Annotated in this window: 20 protein-coding genes, 1 tRNA gene and 1 pseudogene; 10 read left to right on the forward strand and 12 right to left on the reverse strand. The window is 61.5% G+C overall.

What is annotated here, in order from left to right:
• Positions 1–60: 60 nt before the first annotated feature.
• Positions 61–459 carry a mercury resistance transcriptional regulator MerR gene (gene merR, locus E4L96_RS20100; RefSeq protein WP_135208992.1) on the reverse strand — a complete coding sequence of 133 codons (399 nt, stop codon included), beginning with the start codon at positions 457–459 and terminating at the stop codon, positions 61–63.
• Between the two features lie 65 nt (positions 460–524).
• Between merR and E4L96_RS20105 the strand changes: the two genes are divergently transcribed.
• The 3 genes from E4L96_RS20105 to E4L96_RS24510 are packed head-to-tail and all read left to right on the forward strand — an operon-like array spanning position 525 to position 1,374.
• Positions 525–869, forward strand: a complete 345-nt coding sequence (locus E4L96_RS20105; RefSeq protein ID WP_135208993.1) for a mercuric transporter MerT family protein — start codon at positions 525–527, stop codon at positions 867–869.
• 12 nt (positions 870–881) lie between these two features.
• Positions 882–1,157, forward strand: coding sequence for a mercury resistance system periplasmic binding protein MerP (gene merP, locus E4L96_RS20110; RefSeq protein WP_135208994.1), 276 nt, complete (start codon positions 882–884; stop codon positions 1,155–1,157).
• A gap of 4 nt (positions 1,158–1,161) precedes the next feature.
• A complete protein-coding gene (locus tag E4L96_RS24510) occupies positions 1,162–1,374 on the forward strand; it encodes a GDCCVxC domain-containing (seleno)protein (RefSeq protein ID WP_135208995.1) in 213 nt (70 codons plus the stop codon).
• 914 nt (positions 1,375–2,288) lie between these two features.
• Here the strand turns inward: E4L96_RS24510 and E4L96_RS20120 are convergent.
• The gene (locus E4L96_RS20120) at positions 2,289–2,516 is read right to left on the reverse strand and encodes a hypothetical protein (protein WP_229414644.1); all 228 of its coding nucleotides are present in this window, start codon (positions 2,514–2,516) and stop codon (positions 2,289–2,291) included.
• Positions 2,509–3,555: a PRTRC system protein D gene (locus tag E4L96_RS20125; protein ID WP_135208997.1), complete on the reverse strand. Its 1,047-nt coding sequence runs from the start codon at positions 3,553–3,555 to the stop codon at positions 2,509–2,511. The genes E4L96_RS20120 and E4L96_RS20125 overlap by 8 nt, the downstream gene beginning before the upstream one ends.
• A 1,017-nt stretch (positions 3,556–4,572) precedes the next feature.
• Between E4L96_RS20125 and E4L96_RS20130 the strand changes: the two genes are divergently transcribed.
• Positions 4,573–5,670 carry an integrase domain-containing protein gene (locus E4L96_RS20130; protein WP_167758758.1) on the forward strand — a complete coding sequence of 366 codons (1,098 nt, stop codon included), beginning with the start codon at positions 4,573–4,575 and terminating at the stop codon, positions 5,668–5,670.
• Positions 5,654–6,469 (forward strand): hypothetical protein, encoded by an 816-nt coding sequence (locus E4L96_RS20135; protein ID WP_135208999.1) that lies wholly within the window; start codon positions 5,654–5,656, stop codon positions 6,467–6,469. Before E4L96_RS20130 ends, E4L96_RS20135 begins: the two co-directional genes overlap by 17 nt.
• A gap of 211 nt (positions 6,470–6,680) precedes the next feature.
• On the opposite strand, the gene E4L96_RS20140 is transcribed toward E4L96_RS20135, so the two are convergent.
• Positions 6,681–7,076 (reverse strand): hypothetical protein, encoded by a 396-nt coding sequence (locus tag E4L96_RS20140; RefSeq protein ID WP_135209000.1) that lies wholly within the window; start codon positions 7,074–7,076, stop codon positions 6,681–6,683.
• Positions 7,077–7,324: 248 nt separating this feature from the next.
• Positions 7,325–7,552, reverse strand: coding sequence for a hypothetical protein (locus E4L96_RS20145; protein ID WP_135209001.1), 228 nt, complete (start codon positions 7,550–7,552; stop codon positions 7,325–7,327).
• 62 nt (positions 7,553–7,614) lie between these two features.
• Here E4L96_RS20145 and E4L96_RS20150 point away from each other — a divergent pair, with 62 nt between their 5' ends.
• Together E4L96_RS20150 and E4L96_RS20155 are read left to right on the forward strand one after the other, a co-directional pair.
• Entirely contained in the window at positions 7,615–8,136 is a 522-nt protein-coding gene (locus E4L96_RS20150) for a hypothetical protein (RefSeq protein WP_135209002.1), read from the forward strand.
• A 117-nt stretch (positions 8,137–8,253) separates the two neighbouring features.
• Positions 8,254–8,496, forward strand: coding sequence for a hypothetical protein (locus E4L96_RS20155; protein WP_135209003.1), 243 nt, complete (start codon positions 8,254–8,256; stop codon positions 8,494–8,496).
• A 218-nt stretch (positions 8,497–8,714) separates the two neighbouring features.
• On the opposite strand, the gene E4L96_RS20160 is transcribed toward E4L96_RS20155, so the two are convergent.
• Positions 8,715–9,929 carry a DUF1173 family protein gene (locus E4L96_RS20160; RefSeq protein WP_167758759.1) on the reverse strand — a complete coding sequence of 405 codons (1,215 nt, stop codon included), beginning with the start codon at positions 9,927–9,929 and terminating at the stop codon, positions 8,715–8,717.
• 187 nt (positions 9,930–10,116) lie between these two features.
• Between E4L96_RS20160 and E4L96_RS20165 the strand changes: the two genes are divergently transcribed.
• Positions 10,117–10,335: a helix-turn-helix transcriptional regulator gene (locus E4L96_RS20165; protein ID WP_135209005.1), complete on the forward strand. Its 219-nt coding sequence runs from the start codon at positions 10,117–10,119 to the stop codon at positions 10,333–10,335.
• A gap of 14 nt (positions 10,336–10,349) precedes the next feature.
• On the opposite strand, the gene E4L96_RS20170 is transcribed toward E4L96_RS20165, so the two are convergent.
• The 6 genes from E4L96_RS20170 to E4L96_RS20195 form a co-directional block, all read right to left on the reverse strand.
• Positions 10,350–10,598, reverse strand: coding sequence for a hypothetical protein (locus E4L96_RS20170; protein WP_135209006.1), 249 nt, complete (start codon positions 10,596–10,598; stop codon positions 10,350–10,352).
• On the reverse strand, positions 10,591–11,895 hold the full coding sequence (locus E4L96_RS20175; RefSeq protein ID WP_135209007.1) for a tyrosine-type recombinase/integrase: 1,305 nt from the start codon (positions 11,893–11,895) through the stop codon (positions 10,591–10,593). The genes E4L96_RS20170 and E4L96_RS20175 overlap by 8 nt, the downstream gene beginning before the upstream one ends.
• Before the next feature lie 188 nt (positions 11,896–12,083).
• A tRNA-Ser gene (locus E4L96_RS20180) sits at positions 12,084–12,174 on the reverse strand.
• A gap of 82 nt (positions 12,175–12,256) precedes the next feature.
• Positions 12,257–13,567: a serine--tRNA ligase gene (serS, locus tag E4L96_RS20185; protein ID WP_135209008.1), complete on the reverse strand. Its 1,311-nt coding sequence runs from the start codon at positions 13,565–13,567 to the stop codon at positions 12,257–12,259.
• A gap of 98 nt (positions 13,568–13,665) precedes the next feature.
• A complete protein-coding gene (locus E4L96_RS20190) occupies positions 13,666–13,851 on the reverse strand; it encodes a hypothetical protein (protein WP_135209009.1) in 186 nt (61 codons plus the stop codon).
• A gap of 131 nt (positions 13,852–13,982) precedes the next feature.
• Positions 13,983–15,308, reverse strand: a complete 1,326-nt coding sequence (locus tag E4L96_RS20195; protein WP_135209010.1) for a replication-associated recombination protein A — start codon at positions 15,306–15,308, stop codon at positions 13,983–13,985.
• A 207-nt stretch (positions 15,309–15,515) separates the two neighbouring features.
• Between E4L96_RS20195 and E4L96_RS20200 the strand changes: the two genes are divergently transcribed.
• Positions 15,516–16,577 (forward strand): sigma-54 interaction domain-containing protein, encoded by a 1,062-nt coding sequence (locus tag E4L96_RS20200; RefSeq protein ID WP_229414646.1) that lies wholly within the window; start codon positions 15,516–15,518, stop codon positions 16,575–16,577.
• 249 nt (positions 16,578–16,826) lie between these two features.
• Positions 16,827–17,253: pseudogene (locus tag E4L96_RS20205) on the forward strand (hypothetical protein); the annotation flags it as partial.

Below are 17,253 nucleotides of genomic sequence, written 5' to 3' on the forward strand. Positions count from 1 at the left end.
ACGCCCTAATAAAGTGCTCGGAGGACGTAGTTGATTACATACAAAGCCTGGGGTAGCAAATCAATCGTCTAGCAGCGCCTGAATAATGGGGCAGCCGACACTAGGATGCTCGCTGTCGCAGTGAGATACCATCATTGCGAGCGCGGTCTTAATTGCAAGCAAATCTTTAAGTTTTGCCTCGACCATGGCCAGCTTCCGCGCAGCCAGGTCGCGGGTGGCGGCACAGGTTTGCGAGCCTTCCAGCTTGAGCAAGCTCGCGATTTCATCCAGGGTAAAGCCAAGACGCTGCGCCCGCTTGATGAATCGGATTCGGCGTACGTCGTCGCCCCCATAGGTGCGGTAGCCGCTGTACGGCCGCGCCGGCTCATCGATTAATCCAGTCCGTTGGTAGAACCTCACCGTCTCGACGTTCACGTCGGCGGCGCTGGCCAAGCGGCTGATCGTCATTTTTTCGGTCATTTACTTGACTCCGTATATGTGTACGGAGTTTATCCTGTTTCTGTGTAAACCTTGTCGGAGTCGGGATGGCGATCGGAACAAAAGCATCTTTAGCCGCAGGCGTGTTAACCGCCATGGGCGCCTCGGCATGTTGCGCTGGTCCGCTCGTCCTCCTGTTGATGGGTGTCGGCGGCGGCTGGGCATCTCAGCTGATTGCGCTCGAACCGTATAGCCCGTATTCCACGGCGCTGAGCGTTCTATTTTTGGGAGCCGCCTTCCACAATTTATACCTTCGTAGGAGGGCATGTGCGCCTGGTGACGCCTGCGCCAATGACGGTGTCATCAGGAGCCAGCGCATCATGTTCTGGCTCGTTGCCTTGCCTGTCTTAGTGCTACTGACGTTTCCCTTATACGCCCCACTGTTCTATTGAAAGGACTCACCAATGCGAATCCCTACATTCATTGTCACGCTGCTGCTGAGTGGCTCGGCCTTCGCTGGAATACCTGAAACGCTTACCCTTGACGTGCAGAACATGACCTGTGCCGCATGCCCGATCACCGTCAAGAAGGCGCTAGAACAAGTCCCAGGTGTGAGTGAAGTGAAGATCGACTACGAGCGCAAGACGGCCACCGTGCATCTGGATCCAGACAAAGGCAAGGTAGCAATGCTGACCAAAGCGACGGCTGACGCAGGCTTTCCTTCGACCGTCAGGAAGTAACGCGATGACCGAAGCAGTTTTGGAATCGGTACTGACCTGCCCGCATTGTGGGCGGCGTGAACAGGAGATCATGCCGACTGATGCCTGCCAGTTCTACTACGAATGCAAAGGCTGTTCCGTTGTGCTGCGGCCGAAGGCTGGGGACTGCTGCGTCTTCTGTTCATACGGCACGGTCAAGTGCCCGCCGATTCAAGGTGAGCGACCCTGCTGCGGCTGAGACATTTCCATCGAAGCTCCATTGTGGGCGACTACAGCATGTTTGTGCATTTCCAAGGTAAGAACTCATCGGCTCGGCTTATGGGATGGTTGGCGATATGGGCCAGCACGTCCATGCCTCTGAGTCGTCACTTCGGAGCTAACGGGTTCGGACGATCACACGACATCCGGCGCGCGCAGTGATGGCATCGGCTTAAACTGTGCGGGCCGGACGCGCTCAATCGTCCGCTACGAAGTTCAATTCGCCTCCGATGGAGGGCGACTATTTCATCATGGCTCATGAGGAATACCCGACAGTACACGTCGCGCCCGTTCTCCATTTGAAATCGCAGGATCCCGTAGTCAGCAGTAGGTTGGCCTGTGGCCGCCTGCGGCACCATTGCCTGGGCAGACAGCTCAATAACATCTGACTTGCTGACAGTCCGTTGCGCCCGTACCTTTGTTCGCATCACTACGGCATACCCTTGAATCAGAAAAGCACTCTCTACTTGGCCCGCTAGCGGGATTGGGCTCGATATACGCAGGTCTCCACCCCTAAAAAAGACTCGGGCCCCTTGCAGCTCAGGCAGGCCATCTGTGTCCCGGCGCGTTAGTAGACTTTGCACTGCTGCAGCGATTGTTAAGCTCGCCCATACGTACAACAGTAGTGTCATGATCTGCCCCTTCGAAAAAATCGAAACAAGGTTCTGAGGCTGCGGGACATGGCCCCCTCCATCGCGCGATCATTCGCAGCTCGCTGCCGACACTCTTCAGGTACCTGGTCGACTACGCGACGCTGAAGCGCCCGTTCCCTTTCTTCAGAAACCGCATCCTCAATACGGGCATCTATCCTTACGAGGTGTTCGCAATAGCCCATTTCGGCAAGTTCGGAAATACTCACCTCATGGGCGGAGCAAGCAGAATTAGGTTCGATATTCATAGTGACGGCCCAAACAATTCCAGCGAGGCCGCCTGGAGGTCATTCGGTGCAGCGGCGGCCGGTGGAGGCGAAGTGTCGATCAAAACATGCTGCAGCCCGTCGTGGGCCAGAATGCGCAGGCGATTTACCCGTTTGCTGCCTTTGGAGAAGCGAGCCAGCTCATCGTAAAGCCGAGGGTCATCCGCCCGATCCAGGACGAAGTTAAGACGGATCGTGTCACTCATCACCAGCCTCCCCCACATCAACCACCTTTGCTGGAGTGCCGGCAGCGCGCGCCAGCTCCATTCCGGCGATCTGGAAACCGCGCACATTCGCGAACAACGGGTCTTTTACCTCTTGGATCGAATGGCGTGGAAAAGATTCCTTCACGGCCTTGCGGAAGAAGAAAGCGCCACCGCCTACCAGGATGATGTTCTGCACGTCGCTCGCATCGCCGACGTAGTGCTGCATCTCCGCCACCGCCTGCTCCGCAATCTTCCGTGCCAGCGGCATATGCTTCGCGAGGTCGTACTCGCGCTGGAAGATCACTGGCTTGCGGCCGTCTCGCAGCGCCCGATCAACGAGCTCGTAGTCGCGGAAATCGATGCCCAGCGTGCGGCTCACGCCATCGGCAATCGCATGCAGCACATCGAACATGCCTCGGTTCACTGAGTGGCTCCGCTTCTCGATCTGCTGCATCCCCTGCGCGACAATCCAATCAAAGGTGCGCTGGCCTACATCGATGATGAGATGCCGCTCCTTGCGCATGTTGGCCACGCAGTTGTTGGTATGCGCGAAATGCATCAGCGCGCCGGCTGGCTGGGGGATAGCTTTCACCTTCGCGATTGTCACCTCTCGTCCACGTCCGATCACGTGGCGGCTCGCGAGTCGCTTCTCCAACGCCGTCACCACCTTGCGCACCTTGAAGGTGGCCACAGGCAGCCCTACGACCAGAAGATCGAGCGCGTCCACCCGCATGAAATGCAGCGCACCCAATGTCAGCGCCATGTATTCGGGCAGCTCGCAGTATCGGTCGTGCTGTAGCACCCTGGAGTTGTACACGTCCGCCGCAAGATGCACGTCTGGCCCGACCTCATAGATCAGCCCGGCCACAGGAACGCCCACAGTCTTCCGTCGACCGGTCCAGGTTTCTCCGCTCACAGCGACATCTGTTGGATGCGCCTCCGATGGAAAAGCGGCACAGCGAATCTCCGCGCCGTCCACGGCGGTCACGTACTTTGTGTTCCCACGTCCCACATCGACTGCACGTACGATCGGTTCCACGGGCCTCTCCTTTGAAGTTTGAGATGACCAGACTAGCCAGCCGCAGCCTGCCAAGCCAACCGAAATGCGCCCAAGTTTGGGCCAAGATTTCGTCGGACTACCACTGCACCCGCGCTCCACAGGTTTTTAGCTCAATCCAATCGTCGCATGAGCCCCACGAATACAAGTCGGCTTGCTTCCCCCTCGTTCTGCAGTCGTAGGGTGGTCTCGAAACCAACCTCCTCTCCTAGCGGCAGGGCCGTGAAGCCTCCGCGCTGGCACAATCAGAGGTAACACGGACTGCGGCGCTGTCAAGGGCCGCGAGCCGAAGATGCTGCGTCCACAAAATCAATTCGGCATCAATCGCATGACTTAAGCGACCTTGACTTCCTGAGTCTGCCCTCCTACCCTGAGAGAGCTGTACGGCAGTCCATGCCATCGACATCGCGTCGAAAAATCTGGACGTTGGCCAAGAGCCCGTTGCGGTCGAGACCCGCCCTCTTCTTTTCTCCCGTTCACGCATTCAGCGCAAGCGCCGCGAGCGCTGCCTGGATGCTCGTCAACCAGACGCACACGATGCGTTCCTCCGAAGAGCTGCGTTTCAAAGCGTAGCTATGCATTCAACAGGCTGCAAGCCTGCGAGCCGTCGGCACGACCGACGAGCACTCCCCGACACACACACTGCCGCCACGCGTGCACCAGTCCTGCATGGACGCCTTCGTCACGAGCACATTCGACGTGCCGACGAAGTCAGCGCACGCGAGCGCGCGCTACGCCCGGTGGTAGGGCGCTGGATACCGCGCGCGGCCAGCAGGTCGGACAAGCCAGTGTGGACTGGCCCTGGTACGCCAGGACGCTACCCAGATGCACGACATCAGGTACTCGCCCTCGACGCGAGGGAACGCGCCGCGACGAAAGCCGCACGCCTTCCGCATGCACGTTTTTACGACACCCGTGCCGCGTGGCGGCCGAACTGTATCCGAGGCGGGTCCCTTCGCTGCGAAGGGCTCATCACTGAATCAGACAAAGGAGGACATCATGGTGATCGCAAGTAAGGCAGGCGCACGCGGATGGCGCGGCGAATTGCAGCGCATCCTCGTGCAGCACAATGAACGTCACGCCGATCGCGAGAAAGGAGTCTCGCATCGCACCCGGGAAGCGCGGGCACTGGGGCTCTTCCGGTGCTTTCGGCTGCTGCACCAGCTGGGATACCGGATCAATCCCACCGCCCTCGGAGGCCGACACGTGAAGGCACTGGTCCGATACTGGACCGCGGAATCGACGGCGGCCATGGACGGCGTTCCGAGCGCGAACGCGCGCCAAGGACCGCTAAGCGCGGCCTACATACAACAGCAACTCAGCCACCTTCGGGTATTTGCGCGTTGGATTGGCAAGCCTGGACTTGTGCTGTCCGCGGAGCGCTATGTGAACGACAGAGCGCTGGTGACACGCCGCTACGCTGCCACACGCGATAAGTCCTGGTCGGGCAACACGGTCGACATCCACGCCGTTCTCAGGCAGGTAGGTGAGATTGACGAGTACGTGGGACTCCAGCTGCACCTCATGCTGGCGTTTGGGCTTCGCAGAAAGGAGGCAGTCATGTTCTGCCCCTCTGTGGCGGAGGTACCAGCGCACGCCCTGCCGCTGCAGTATCAGGGAACGGAGATCTTCCTATCATTCCTGCGCGTCAGGCGCGGCACCAAAGGAGGCCGTCTGCGCTACGTCGCTGTGCGCACGCCTTTTCAGCTGGAAGCGCTGGAGTTGGCACGCCGATTCATCCGCCATGAGTCAGGTCATATCGGCCGCCCTGGCCTGACCCTGAAGCAAAGCTTGGATCGTTTCAGCTACGTCATGCGCACAGTCGGCGTCTCGAAACGAAGTCTCGGCGTGACTGCACACGGTTTGCGGCACCAGTTCGCGGCGGACCTCTACTTCGAACTGACCCATGTCCACCCACCGGTGCGGGGCGGCGCACCGTGGCTCGACCCGGAGACACGGCGCCTGGCTTATCTCGAAGTCGCGCGGCAGCTTGGCCACAACCGCCCCCAGATCAGCGGCGCATACCTCGGTGCTGCAACTGGACGCACCATTTCATCACCTGCCAACGAAGGAGACCATCATGCTCGCCACTCGTGATCTATATCTCGGCGACCGCATCGTCCAGACACAGCACGTGCCTCTCAAGCTCTTCCCTGGGATGCTGCTGGAGCTGGAGGCGGCCGGAGTACCGGACTCGATTTGCCAGATCCTGCAAAGCACGCTGGCCGGCCGCCGAGGCTATGAAAGCCGCGGCATTGCCGTCGTCGAGGTTCACGCTGACCAGGAGCCAGGTGTGCCGCCCGAGTGGCGCGTGTACCTGCCGCAGCTCTGGCTGCACATCAGAACGGACTTCAATCCAATCCGCTGGATGGCCGGTCAGGCTGCGGCTATCGTCGGCTCAACATTGGAAACTGGACTTCTGTTATCCGAGGGCGACGGTCTCTACGTAGTAAGCCTCCACGCTTCTCCTGAACGGGAGTTCACGGCGCGCCGCTGGCTCGCGGAACGCCTGGGCGACCAGGTCGTACGGCGCAAGCTGAACACACTGTCCCAACAGGCTCGAAATGCGACCAAAGAGCGCGACGTGGCACGCAAGCCTCCGGAGGAGTACGTTCGCCAGCTCGTGACCACCACCTTCCGGCTCGGCCCCTGTGAGCTGGATAGTTTCATTCCGGTCGTCGCGCGCAGGCTGCAAGAAGCTGCGCTGGATCTTCGCGAAGTAAGACTTGGCGCGTCGGCCCGACGGTCGGCCAACTTCGGCTCAAGCCAACGCGAAGAGAGAATGAAGCTCGCGGCGGCCCGGCGGTGGCTGACCGAGACTGCGACTCAGACGGGCATAGTGACTGCGATGTCCGATTTTCGCACATCTGATCAACCGCAAAAGGACTTGAATTAGCGGTTCGCTGAGCACGTATCGGTCGCCGTTCGCCTTGAAGTACGCGGATCAGAGTGCAAGAATGGCCTTGCATTCCGCAGGAATCGCTCCTGCATGCCATCGTGGCGACACGATGCCCTGGCTAGCCCAGGCGTTGCGCTCGTGACGCGCCTTCTCCGCTGATCGCCATGCCTTCAGCTTTCCCGACCGAGCGGTCCGTCGTTCGGGTATTTCATCCGGTGGTCAGGTGACCGGCCTCCGATGCAAACACTGTGCGTGTTTGTCCTTCCAGGTCCTGCTCGCAGCATGAGCAGGACCATTCCATCCAGCCTTTGAGGGAACGATCGATGTTCCCCCAAGGGCGCACCGGCGTTCCCTTCGATTTTTTTGACTGAAGGAGAACGTCATGTCCGACAATCGTCGAGAAGAAAGTGGCAATCCGCGTCCGCGAGCCCGTCGCACGGCTGTGGACCTCGAAGAGGATCGCACCTGGAGTAGTTTTTACCGCCAGGTGACCGATCCAACGGTCGCAGCGGATCTCGTCCAATACCTGGACGCGCATCCGACGCTGCGTGACCGCTGTCCGGGCCTCTACATTAAAGCCAAGCAATCCATCCGGCACGGGCATGAACGCACGGCTCGGGTACGTCGAGTTGCACACGCTGTCAGTCTCGCCGCGTCGTGGCTGTTCGTGAGGCCGATAGGCGTGGCGGCAGCGATGGTCCGCGTCGTCGGACGGGTCGCACTGGAGACTCTGCCCTCCGAACGCCGCAGCCGCTCCGCACCTGCAGTGAGGCCGGCTCAATTCGTTATGACTGGCCATGCGGAGCAACCGGCACCGCAACAGGCATCGCCTGAGGTGGTGGAACGTACGGGTTAGTTCGAGTTCGATTCGCCTTCGGTCAGGCGCTTCATCGCTCCGTCGATGGAGCGCCTGCGCCGGCGGCAGTCTGCGGTCTCGCCAGGGTAATGCTCTTTGGCCAGGCGGACAAACTCGATCAGCTCTGCGACCGAGCCAATCTCCACCGGCTCGAAACCCGTCGCCGCTCGCAACAGCTCAACGTCAAGTTCGCTCAGTCGAATGGTGTCTCCGAATTTCAGCATCGCGATCCCCTGCAATTTGTATCCGCCGCACGTCAGCGACGGGCTCAGCCAACGGAGGCCGTATGGACCCGACGAATAGTTCCAACGCCCACGCGGCCGTGAACTGCAGTGCCGAATTCATAGCTCTGGTACGGACGCCCGCTGGCAAACGATTGGTGATGCGTGATGGCAGCCGATTTATCCGAACCGATCGATTTTGCGACGGCTTCTGCAACCTGCGGACCGGCCACATTTGTTCAGCACATGCACTGATTTCAAACCATGGTGGATGCATCACGCACCCCGCCAATTTTCCACCGGAGGACCAAATGCGCAACGAAGATGAACTTCGCGACATACAAGACACCGTCAATCTCTACAACGATGGCGTCGCCGCTTCTGAGGCCGGGCGCCCGATGGTCCTGTCGGCGCGCATTGACGCCTTCACTCAAGGGAATTTCGACTGCCGCTGCGACTGCGCGGAACCGCCCCTCGCTTTCCTGGAGGTGCCGGAACTGCTGGCCGAATGGTATCGCGGCTATCGCAGCGCCCTGCCCGCGGCATTACCGGAGAGCGCGGGCAAGACGGAAGGCGTCCGCTCGTGACGACCACAGAAATCATGAATCTCACCCAGCCTAACCTGGGTTCTTCCCCCCCCGAATCGGGATGCGCGCATCCCGTTAGGGGGATGCCATGTGTTCTAGCGACATGTGGAGATCATCATGGTGAAGTTCACATTCAACAGGAAGGCCCGTGCCACAGCGATCGCGGCCATTAAGAAGCTTGAGACCGGCTCCTTTATGAGCGCAGTGCTGGGTGCGTTCGGTGCCAACCCCAGGGTGACGGCCGTGGCGGCCTTGGCGGTATTTATCCTCTGCAGGATCGGGGAGACCGTGATCGCCGGTATTGTCGATCACCCAGACGGCACGCCTGAGCATGTGGCGGGCGATGACGACATGCCGTGAAGTGCAGCGCGACCGGACGGAAAAGCCGGTCGCGCTCCGCTTGCATTCAGTTGGGATCTCGTTAGACTAAAACCTTCATGACGGAGGCGCACAATGGCTTTGACAATCGGACTGCTTATCTTTGACGCAGCCGCAGCTTTGGCGGTCGTGCTGCTGACACTAGGTTGCGTGCGCGGGGCACGAGCGGAGCGGGGACACTAAGGAAGTTTTTTGAGTCCCTAGACGGCGCATTCATTGGATGCGCCGTTTTCATTTCGCGCTATCGGCAGAGTGTCCCTGTGTGGCAGTGGCGGAGCTGGCTGGTCCAATTGCCAGATCCAGCTTCCCTCAGCAACTTTGCGTTTTCGTTCGATATCCGCCTGATCGGCCCATGGATCGATGACGTGAAGAGGTACCGGTTCAGGCCCAGCATCGAGAAGCACGAAGTTTGGCAGTTGTGTCCATGAACTCGCGTCATATCGCAGCGGCTTGTAGAAAGTACGCTCACCACTAACAAGTCTGTCATGCAAATCCAGCTCAAAGCTACCGGCGATCGGAATCCAGCTTTTCGTGGTGAGGACCAATGCGCACGACTCGATCCGTATTTCCTGACCCGTTCCGTCGGAGATAACAGCAGCCAAGAGAACTCTCACTGCGAGGCCAGCATCGAGCGCTTCCAGCGCGCCGCGGAACCGAACTGTCGCTAGTTTCCAAGTCTTTTCTTCGACCAGGATCGGGCGTTCCGGCATGTGCTTCAACCACACCCGCCGCAACAGATTGCCGGGCTCACTGTGCTTCAGCTCACCGACCAGTACCGCTCGTGGACTCTGGATCCCGTTCCGATGCAACAGCGCACGCACACGGTGGCGTCGCCGCTCAAGCACTTCCAACTTGCGCTTCGGGTCATACGTCTCGGGGATGAACAGCACATCCGATAGCGAGTGGCCCTTGATGCGAAAGTTGGCTGCGGCCTTCTCGATTTCACGCTGCAGGTAATGATACGGACGTTGGCTGGGCGGAGACCAACGGTTGATCTGGGCGTGATCGATAAGCAAGTGAAGGAGCGCTGTAAGTGTGAAAGGCCGTGGACGCCGCGTAGCGTCGCCAGCATGCGCGCTCTCACTGCGCCCTGGCGACGCACCGCGCGACATCAGAGAGAACTTAACCAAGACATCAAATCGCCCGTCGGCACCTGCCCGAATAGCTTCATGCTCACCCTCTTGCTCAGTAAGGAACGAAGGACATTGAGGCTCATGCTGGCGCCCGGTCCCGGGCATGCATTTCACGACATACCGCTCATAGCGCGCGATGTACATTTCGACCCCGGCCTCGCGGCACAAGCACCGTGGCCGGACACCGGCCTCGTAAGCCTGGGCCAGAGCGGCCTGCAGGTCTTTATCGCTGATCGCAATTACACCGCTCGGCAAGAGCAGCCTCTGTGCTTGGTCACGCATGATCATGTTCCTCCATTGTCAGGAGCACGGTACGGCGCCGCCCTTCCGGCAAGCAGGAACGTCGGTCGAACCTGCACAGGAATTGGGTGTGAAAATGTGGACCGAGTCAGGGAGGTATTTTCCGTTGATACGGACGGAGGCCAACCATATCCTCAGCGCGTGATAAACCCTGTTGAGGAGCCAAACCGTGAGCGATGACACCACATCAAACAGCCCTGGGCGGCTGCTAAAACTAAAGGACGTGGTGGAACGGTGCGCTCTTTCGCGCACGTCCATTTATGCCAAGATCAAAGCCGGCACGTTCCCGCGTCAGATCGTCATTTCCGTGAAGGCTGTCGCCTGGTTGGAGACAGAGATCGACGACTGGATTCGAGCCAACCTCGCCGCACGCGACGGCCGGCAGTGACATCAATTATGCAATCAGTCACGGTAACCGTGAGAGCTCAGAACCTGCGACATGTGCGCGCCTTCCCACGATCCCGGCCTCGTCGCCGTCATCGCCAGATCTTCAGCCAACATGCCAAGCGCACTTTCAATCGTCAGCTTGCCATGCGAGGTGGCGCCAGCCCGAGCGGCATCGACCTGATTGCATTGGCGTACCACTTCGCGAAGGACGTAATAAATGTTGGCGTCGATTCGCAGCGTGATCGTTTTTGTCAGCCTATTCATGAGCACCTCCCGATTTCAGCCCCAAGGACAATTGAGAAAACGGCGTCAGAATCTCCTTCTGGCTGGGTGCCCTCGCGTGCGCGCTGACCGCGTCCAGGTAGTCGGCCCAGTCCTGCATCATCTTGCGGCGCTCGCGCATGTAAGCAGCGCGGTCATACGTATCCATAAGCTTGTCGTCGAACTTGTGGGCCAGTTGCCGATCGACCGTCTCATGCCGGTAGTTGAGCTGCTCTTTCAACGTCGACATCGCTAGTGTCCGGAACCCGTGACCAGTCATTTCGTGCTTGTACCCCATTCGCTCCAGAACTTTCAGGATCGTGTTTTCGCTCATGAAACGGTGTTCATCTTTTTCGTTGGGGAACAAATACGGACAGTGCCCAGTCAGCTTGTGCAGCTCCATCAGGAGCTCCTTCACCTGGCGCGAGGGACAAACATCGTGGTCGGCCTCGGACGGGTTCACCCTTCGTCGGCCCATCTTCATACGGTGCGCGGGGATGACCCAGTCGAGCGTGTCCAGCGGTATTTCCGACCAAGGCGTCTCAATTAATTCACTGGTTCGCACGAAGGTGAGCATCATCAGCCGCACGGCAATGCGGGTCGTCTTCTTCATCCTCGCTTCGTTCGACTCCAGTGCGATCAAGAAATCGGGAAGCTGATCGACCGTAATTGCGGCAAAGTGACCAGTCGTTTTCGGTCGCAAAGCTTTGCGAACCGGAGTCGCGGGGTTACCGGTGACATAAGTACACGAAGCGGCATAGTCAAAGATTCGCGCGCAATTCGCCAGATTGCGACGGGCGACTTCGAGTGCACCTCGTTCCTCGATCTTCCGGATCGCTGCAAGGACGTCCCGGCCGGTGACCTCCGCGACGGGCAGGCTACCGAACTCAGGAAAAATATCGGTTTCCAGGCGACGTAGGATATCGGCCGCCGTGTCCGGCTGCCAGCGGGACTCAAAGATCGTGTGCCACTCCCGGGCGACACTTTCAAACGTCATCGATTCATCCTGCTGGCGAGCCAAACGGCGAGGCAACTCAGCGGGGTCGCGGCCAGCTCGAATCTCCGCACGGGCGGCCACGGCCTTCTCGCGAGCCTGGACGAGACCGACCTCGGGGTACGGACCGAACGTCAGGCGGTTCTCGCGACCGTCTGGACGACGATACTTGAGCCTCCAGATTTTCGATCCTGTCGGCATGATTTCAATGTAGAGACCATGACCGTCAACCAGCCGTTCAGGCCGGTCCTTGATCTTGGCGCGGCGGATCTGCAGATCCGTCAAAGGGGGGACGCGTTTAGGCATTTTGGGGGCATGCTCCTATCAAAAGTCACGATACTCCCAGGGGGTATGTCCAAACGTGCCACCAAACAGACCCCGAAGAAGTGTGGATCTAGGCGGCCCCATCAGGATGAGGTAGAACAAAAAACCCGCTGTCTCAGAGGGAGATCAGCGGGTTCCTTGTCGAGGCTGGATGGCCTCGGATGCAATTCTGGCGGAGAGGGTGGGATTCGAACCCACGGTAGGGGGACACCCTACGCCTGATTTCGAGTCAGGTACATTCGACCACTCTGCCACCTCTCCAGGTACTGCAGCAACGGTGGTCACCGTCGGAAGACCAAGATTATAGCAGCCTTGGCCGAAAATGGAAGGGCAAACTCAGCAATTATTTCCACGAAGCGGCAGAGGCCGCGGACAGCACCGACAGCCCGCCCATGTACGGCCGCAGCACCTCCGGAATCACCACCGACCCGTCGGCCTGCTGGTAGTTCTCCAGCACCGCCACCAGCGTGCGCCCCACCGCCAGCCCGGACCCATTGAGCGTATGCACCAGCTCCGGCTTCCCGGCCGCATTGCGGAAGCGCGCCTGCATGCGCCGCGCCTGGAACGCCTCCGTGTTGGAGAGCGACGAAATCTCGCGGTAGGTGTTCTGCGCCGGCAGCCACACTTCCAGGTCATAGGTCTTGGCCGCGCCAAAGCCCATGTCGCCAGTGCACAGGGACATCACGCGGTACGGCAGTCCCAGCCCCTGCAGGATGGACTCGGCCTGCCCCACCATCTCTTCCAGCGCTTCGTAAGATTTCTCGGGATGCACCACCTGCACCAGCTCCACCTTGTCGAACTGGTGCTGGCGGATCATGCCGCGCGTGTCGCGGCCGTACGAGCCCGCTTCTGAGCGGAAGCACGGCGTGTGGGCGGTGATCTTGATCGGCAGCGCGTCGCCCGCCACGATCTCGTCGCGCACCAGGTTGGTCAGCGACACTTCGGACGTCGGGATCAGGTACAGCGCCTCGCCGTCGCCTTCCTGCCCGCCCTTCTTCACGGCAAACAGGTCGGCCTCGAACTTGGGCAGCTGCCCGGTGCCGCGCAGCGAGTCGGCGTTGACGATGTACGGGGTGTAGCACTCGGTGTAGCCGTGCTTGTCGGTGTGCGTGTCCAGCATGTACTGCGCCAGCGCGCGGTGCAGCTTGGCGATGCCGCCCTTCATCACAGAGAAGCGCGAGCCGGTCAGCTTGGTGGCCACGTCAAAGTCCAGGCCCAGCGGCGCGCCGATGTCGACGTGGTCACGCACTTCGAAATCAAACGTGGGGATGGTGCCGACCTTGCGGACTTCGACATTGCCGGTCTCGTCATTGCCGACCGGGACGGAGGCGTGCGGCAGATTCGGCACCGCCTCCACAAACGCCGCCAGCTTGCCCTGCAGGGCCGCGAGCGCCGCTTCGTTGTTCTTCAGTTCGTCGCCAATGCCGGCGACTTCCGCCATCACGGCGCTGGTGTCCTCGCCCTTGCCCTTCAACATGCCGATCTGCTTCGACAGCGAATTGCGCTTGCTCTGCAGTTCTTCGGTGCGCGTCTGGATCGCCTTGCGCTCGCCTTCGAGGGCGTTGAACGCGGCGACGTCCAGCTGGAACTTGCGCGTGGCCAGGCGGGCGGCGACGTTATCGATATCTTTGCGGAGAAGTTGGATGTCTATCATGTGGTCCGGGTACGGCGTGGTGATGTCGAAACCACCAATTGTACCAAGCCATCACAGACACCGGCCGCTTTCCTCGGCCTTGCTGCAAGGGGCCGGGATTACTCGGCGGCGCTCAGGCGCTTGGCGTGCACGACCACGGTCGGGATGCTGGTGTCGATCTTCTGCACGACCGGGGCCTTGGCGACGTGCGGAGCGACCGGAACAGCGGCGCTGGCATAGGTGGCGACCACGGTCAGGGTGGCGGCGACGAGGAACAGGCCTTCGAGGTTTTTCAGGGTTTTCATGACAGTCTCCTTCAGGGGAATCGGGTTCAAATGTGCTTCGGTATGGTGGTACTGTACCGAGCCGCATCGCCCTTCTCCATCGGGTTGCGACGGACTGTCAAAAACGCGGAATGAAACGCGCAGACGCTGGATTAGCCCCGTGGTTGCGGGGGTTCCGAAGCGCGCGCGTCGTCGTCGAGGCTGCGCAGCCAGGCCAGCTTCTCGGCGATCTTGGCCTCCAGCCCGCGCGGTACGGGCTCGTACCAGTGCGGTTCGGCCATGCCGTCGGGCAGATAAGTCTCACCGGCCGCGTAGGCATTGGGCTCGTCATGCGCGTAGCGGTACTCCTTGCCGTAGCCGAGCTCCTTCATGAGCTTGGTCGGCGCATTGCGCAGGTGGACCGGCACCTCGCGCGACTTGTCCTTCTTCACGAACGCCATCGCGCGGTTGTAGGCGTTGTAGCCGGCGTTGCTCTTCGCCGCCATCGCCAGATAGATGACAGCCTGTCCCAGCGCCAGTTCGCCCTCCGGCGTGCCCAGCCGTTCGTAAGTGGCAGCCGCGTCGTTGGCGATGGTGAGCGCGCGCGGGTCGGCCAGGCCGATGTCTTCCCAGGCCATGCGCACCACGCGGCGCAGCAGGTACTGGATGTCCGCGCCGCCGTCAATCATGCGGCACAGCCAGTACAGCGCGGCGTCCGGATTGGAGCCGCGCACGGACTTGTGCAGCGCCGAGATCTGGTCGTAGAAATTGTCCCCGCCCTTGTCGAAGCGGCGCGCGTTGAGCGTCAGCGCGTTCTCCACGAACTCGCCGGTGATGTGCTGGGTCTTCTGCGCGCCCGCCGAGGTCTTGGTCTGCTCCAGCAGGTTGAGGAAGCGGCGCGCATCGCCGTCCGCATAGCCGATCAGGGTGGCGATGGCGACCTCGTCGAACTGCAACTGCGGCATCACGCGTTCCTGCGCGCGCTTGAGGAGCTGCAGCATCTCGGCATCGGTGAGCGCCTTGAGCACGTACACCTGGGCCCGCGAGAGCAGCGCCGAGTTGACCTCGAACGAGGGATTCTCGGTGGTCGCGCCGATCAGCGTGACCAGACCGCTTTCGACGAAGGGCAGCAGCGCATCCTGCTGCGACTTGTTGAAGCGGTGGATCTCGTCGATGAACAGGATGGTGTGCTTGCCGCCCGCCAGATAGTGCTCGGCCTGCTCGATGGCGGCGCGGATGTCCTTCACGCCGGACAGCACCGCGGACAGCGCGATGAACTCGCAGTCGAAGGCGTGCGCCGTCAGCCGCGCGAGCGTGGTCTTGCCCACGCCGGGCGGGCCCCACAGGATCATCGAGTGCGGCTTGCCGGACTTGAACACCAGGTTCAGCGGCTTGCCCGGGCCGAGCAGATGGCTCTGCCCGATCACCTCGTCGATGGTGCGCGGGCGCAGCGCCTCGGCGAGAGGCGGCGCGGGCTCGGTCTTGAACAGGTCATCCATACAGGAAGCATAAATCAACAAATGCATAGTCTAGCGCACGGGCCGGGTCCGGCGCTCCCGCTGCTATGACTGCCCGCTCTCCAAAAAGTGCCCGCCGCGACTTTGATGCGCAAATGCGGAACTTCTGCGGCTGTGCCGCACTCGATACATCAGCTCAGCACCATCCACAAGAAACCAGACACGAGAATTCACCACACGGGACACACCATGCCAGATAAACCAAGCACAACAACGTGGGACGGCAGGGACAACAGACCGGCAGTCAACGGCCATGCCCACGGCCGGGACGCAGCCGGCCTCGGCCTTTCGCTGCAGCAGGCCGCGCCCGGGCAGGAGGCCGGCGCGGCGGACAACATGGGCATCATTGGCGCCAGCGCCAGCGTGATCCGGCTGCGGGGCCAGATCCGGCGCGTGGCGGCGGTCGATGCGCCCGTCCTCATCTGGGGCGAAAGCGGCAGCGGCAAGGAGCTGGCGGCCCAGGCCATCCACACCGCCTCGCGGCGCGCGGGCGGGCCGTTTGTCGCCATCAATTGCGGCGCCATTCCACCCAGCCTCATCCAGTCAGAACTGTTCGGGCACGAGCGCGGCGCGTTCACCGGGGCCAACCGGGCGCGGGCCGGGCTCATCGAGACGGCCATCGGCGGCACGGTCTTTCTGGATGAAATCGCGGACCTGCCGCGCGAGCAGCAGTCCAACCTGCTGCGCTTTTTGCAGGAGAAGACCATCTACCGGGTCGGCGCCACGCGCAGCATCACGGCGGACGTGCGGGTGATCGCGGCCTCGCACGTCAACCTGCAGCAGGCGGTGGCGGAGGGCTGTTTTCGCGAGGACCTGTATTACCGCCTGTCCGTGCTGCCGCTGGACGTGCCGCCCCTGCGCGAACGGCGCGCGGACCTGCAGCCGCTGGCCGAGCACATCTTCCGCCTGCACGCGGCCGATGCGCCGACGCGGCTGGAGGGCTTCTCCAGCAGCGCCCTGGCCGCCCTGCACGACTACGCCTGGCCCGGCAATGTGCGCGAACTGATCAACCGGATCCGGCGCGCGATGGTGATGGCGGAGGGCCGCTATATCACCGCAGACGACCTCGGCCTTGGACAGCGGACGCCAGTGCAGGAGCTGCACGGCAGCCGCGGGCACGCCGAGCGCGAGGCGGTGGCGGCGGCGATGGGGCGCAACGCCAACATCGTCAGCCGCGCCGCGCGCGACCTGGGCGTGTCGCGCACCACGCTGTACCGCCTGCTGGCCAAGCACGGCCTGGCCCCGCACTGACCGGTGTGCGCCAGAACTGTCACGGGGGCGTGGCAGTTGGCCCGTGCGGGGCGGTCTTGCCGGTTCATAAATCGCTGGCGTTTCAAGCACTTGCGTTGGCTGGACCGGGCTGGCACTGCGCTTGCTGTAAGGGTCCGGGTGCAGCGCTCAGCGCACACGGGCTCGATGTCTAGCCATCGACCGCAGGACCCCGACGCAGGCCAACCACCGCACCAACTCAACGCAACTCAACGCACAGTGGGAGATCACATGAAACACACCTTGATTGCAGCTGCCATCGCCCTCGCCTTTGGCAGCGCCTATGCCCAGGAAACACCGGGCACGACCAAGACCGCAACTCAGACTTCGGGCAACGGTGCCAATGCCAATGGCTATTCCACGGCCTCGGCCGATACCGGCGCCGGCATGGCGTCGGCCATTGGTGCGGTTGCCGCCAACAACGGCGGGACCGCCACCTCCACCTTCACCAATGCCTTCAACACCTCCACCGCGACGGCCACCAGCAACCTGTCCGGCACGGTGACGGGCAACGCGATTTCGAATATCGGCAACATCGCCAGCAACACGGGTAACGCCAATGGCGGCCGCGCGACCGGCGGCAATGGCGGCGACGGCTATGGCGGCAATGCGCGCGGCGGCGCTGGTGGCGCCGGTGGCGCCGGCACCGGCGGAGCGG

This window comes from Zemynaea arenosa (assembly GCF_004614185.1).
GTDB lineage: Bacteria > Pseudomonadota > Gammaproteobacteria > Burkholderiales > Burkholderiaceae_D > Telluria > Telluria arenosa.

Coding starts and splice junctions, on each gene's coding strand:
- merR (WP_135208992.1), bottom strand. CDS start 459: ATGACCGAAAAAATGACGATCAGCCGCTTGGCCAGCGCCGCCGACGTG.
- E4L96_RS20105 (WP_135208993.1), top strand. CDS start 525: ATGGCGATCGGAACAAAAGCATCTTTAGCCGCAGGCGTGTTAACCGCC.
- merP (WP_135208994.1), top strand. CDS start 882: ATGCGAATCCCTACATTCATTGTCACGCTGCTGCTGAGTGGCTCGGCC.
- E4L96_RS24510 (WP_135208995.1), top strand. CDS start 1,162: ATGACCGAAGCAGTTTTGGAATCGGTACTGACCTGCCCGCATTGTGGG.
- E4L96_RS20120 (WP_229414644.1), bottom strand. CDS start 2,516: ATGAGTGACACGATCCGTCTTAACTTCGTCCTGGATCGGGCGGATGAC.
- E4L96_RS20130 (WP_167758758.1), top strand. CDS start 4,573: ATGGTGATCGCAAGTAAGGCAGGCGCACGCGGATGGCGCGGCGAATTG.
- E4L96_RS20135 (WP_135208999.1), top strand. CDS start 5,654: ATGCTCGCCACTCGTGATCTATATCTCGGCGACCGCATCGTCCAGACA.
- E4L96_RS20140 (WP_135209000.1), bottom strand. CDS start 7,076: ATGCCCGTGCCGGATGGATTGCTTGGCTTTAATGTAGAGGCCCGGACA.
- E4L96_RS20145 (WP_135209001.1), bottom strand. CDS start 7,552: ATGCTGAAATTCGGAGACACCATTCGACTGAGCGAACTTGACGTTGAG.
- E4L96_RS20150 (WP_135209002.1), top strand. CDS start 7,615: ATGGACCCGACGAATAGTTCCAACGCCCACGCGGCCGTGAACTGCAGT.
- E4L96_RS20155 (WP_135209003.1), top strand. CDS start 8,254: ATGGTGAAGTTCACATTCAACAGGAAGGCCCGTGCCACAGCGATCGCG.
- E4L96_RS20160 (WP_167758759.1), bottom strand. CDS start 9,929: ATGCGTGACCAAGCACAGAGGCTGCTCTTGCCGAGCGGTGTAATTGCG.
- E4L96_RS20170 (WP_135209006.1), bottom strand. CDS start 10,598: ATGAATAGGCTGACAAAAACGATCACGCTGCGAATCGACGCCAACATT.
- E4L96_RS20175 (WP_135209007.1), bottom strand. CDS start 11,895: ATGCCTAAACGCGTCCCCCCTTTGACGGATCTGCAGATCCGCCGCGCC.
- serS (WP_135209008.1), bottom strand. CDS start 13,567: ATGATAGACATCCAACTTCTCCGCAAAGATATCGATAACGTCGCCGCC.
- E4L96_RS20190 (WP_135209009.1), bottom strand. CDS start 13,851: ATGAAAACCCTGAAAAACCTCGAAGGCCTGTTCCTCGTCGCCGCCACC.
- E4L96_RS20195 (WP_135209010.1), bottom strand. CDS start 15,308: ATGGATGACCTGTTCAAGACCGAGCCCGCGCCGCCTCTCGCCGAGGCG.
- E4L96_RS20200 (WP_229414646.1), top strand. CDS start 15,516: ATGCCAGATAAACCAAGCACAACAACGTGGGACGGCAGGGACAACAGA.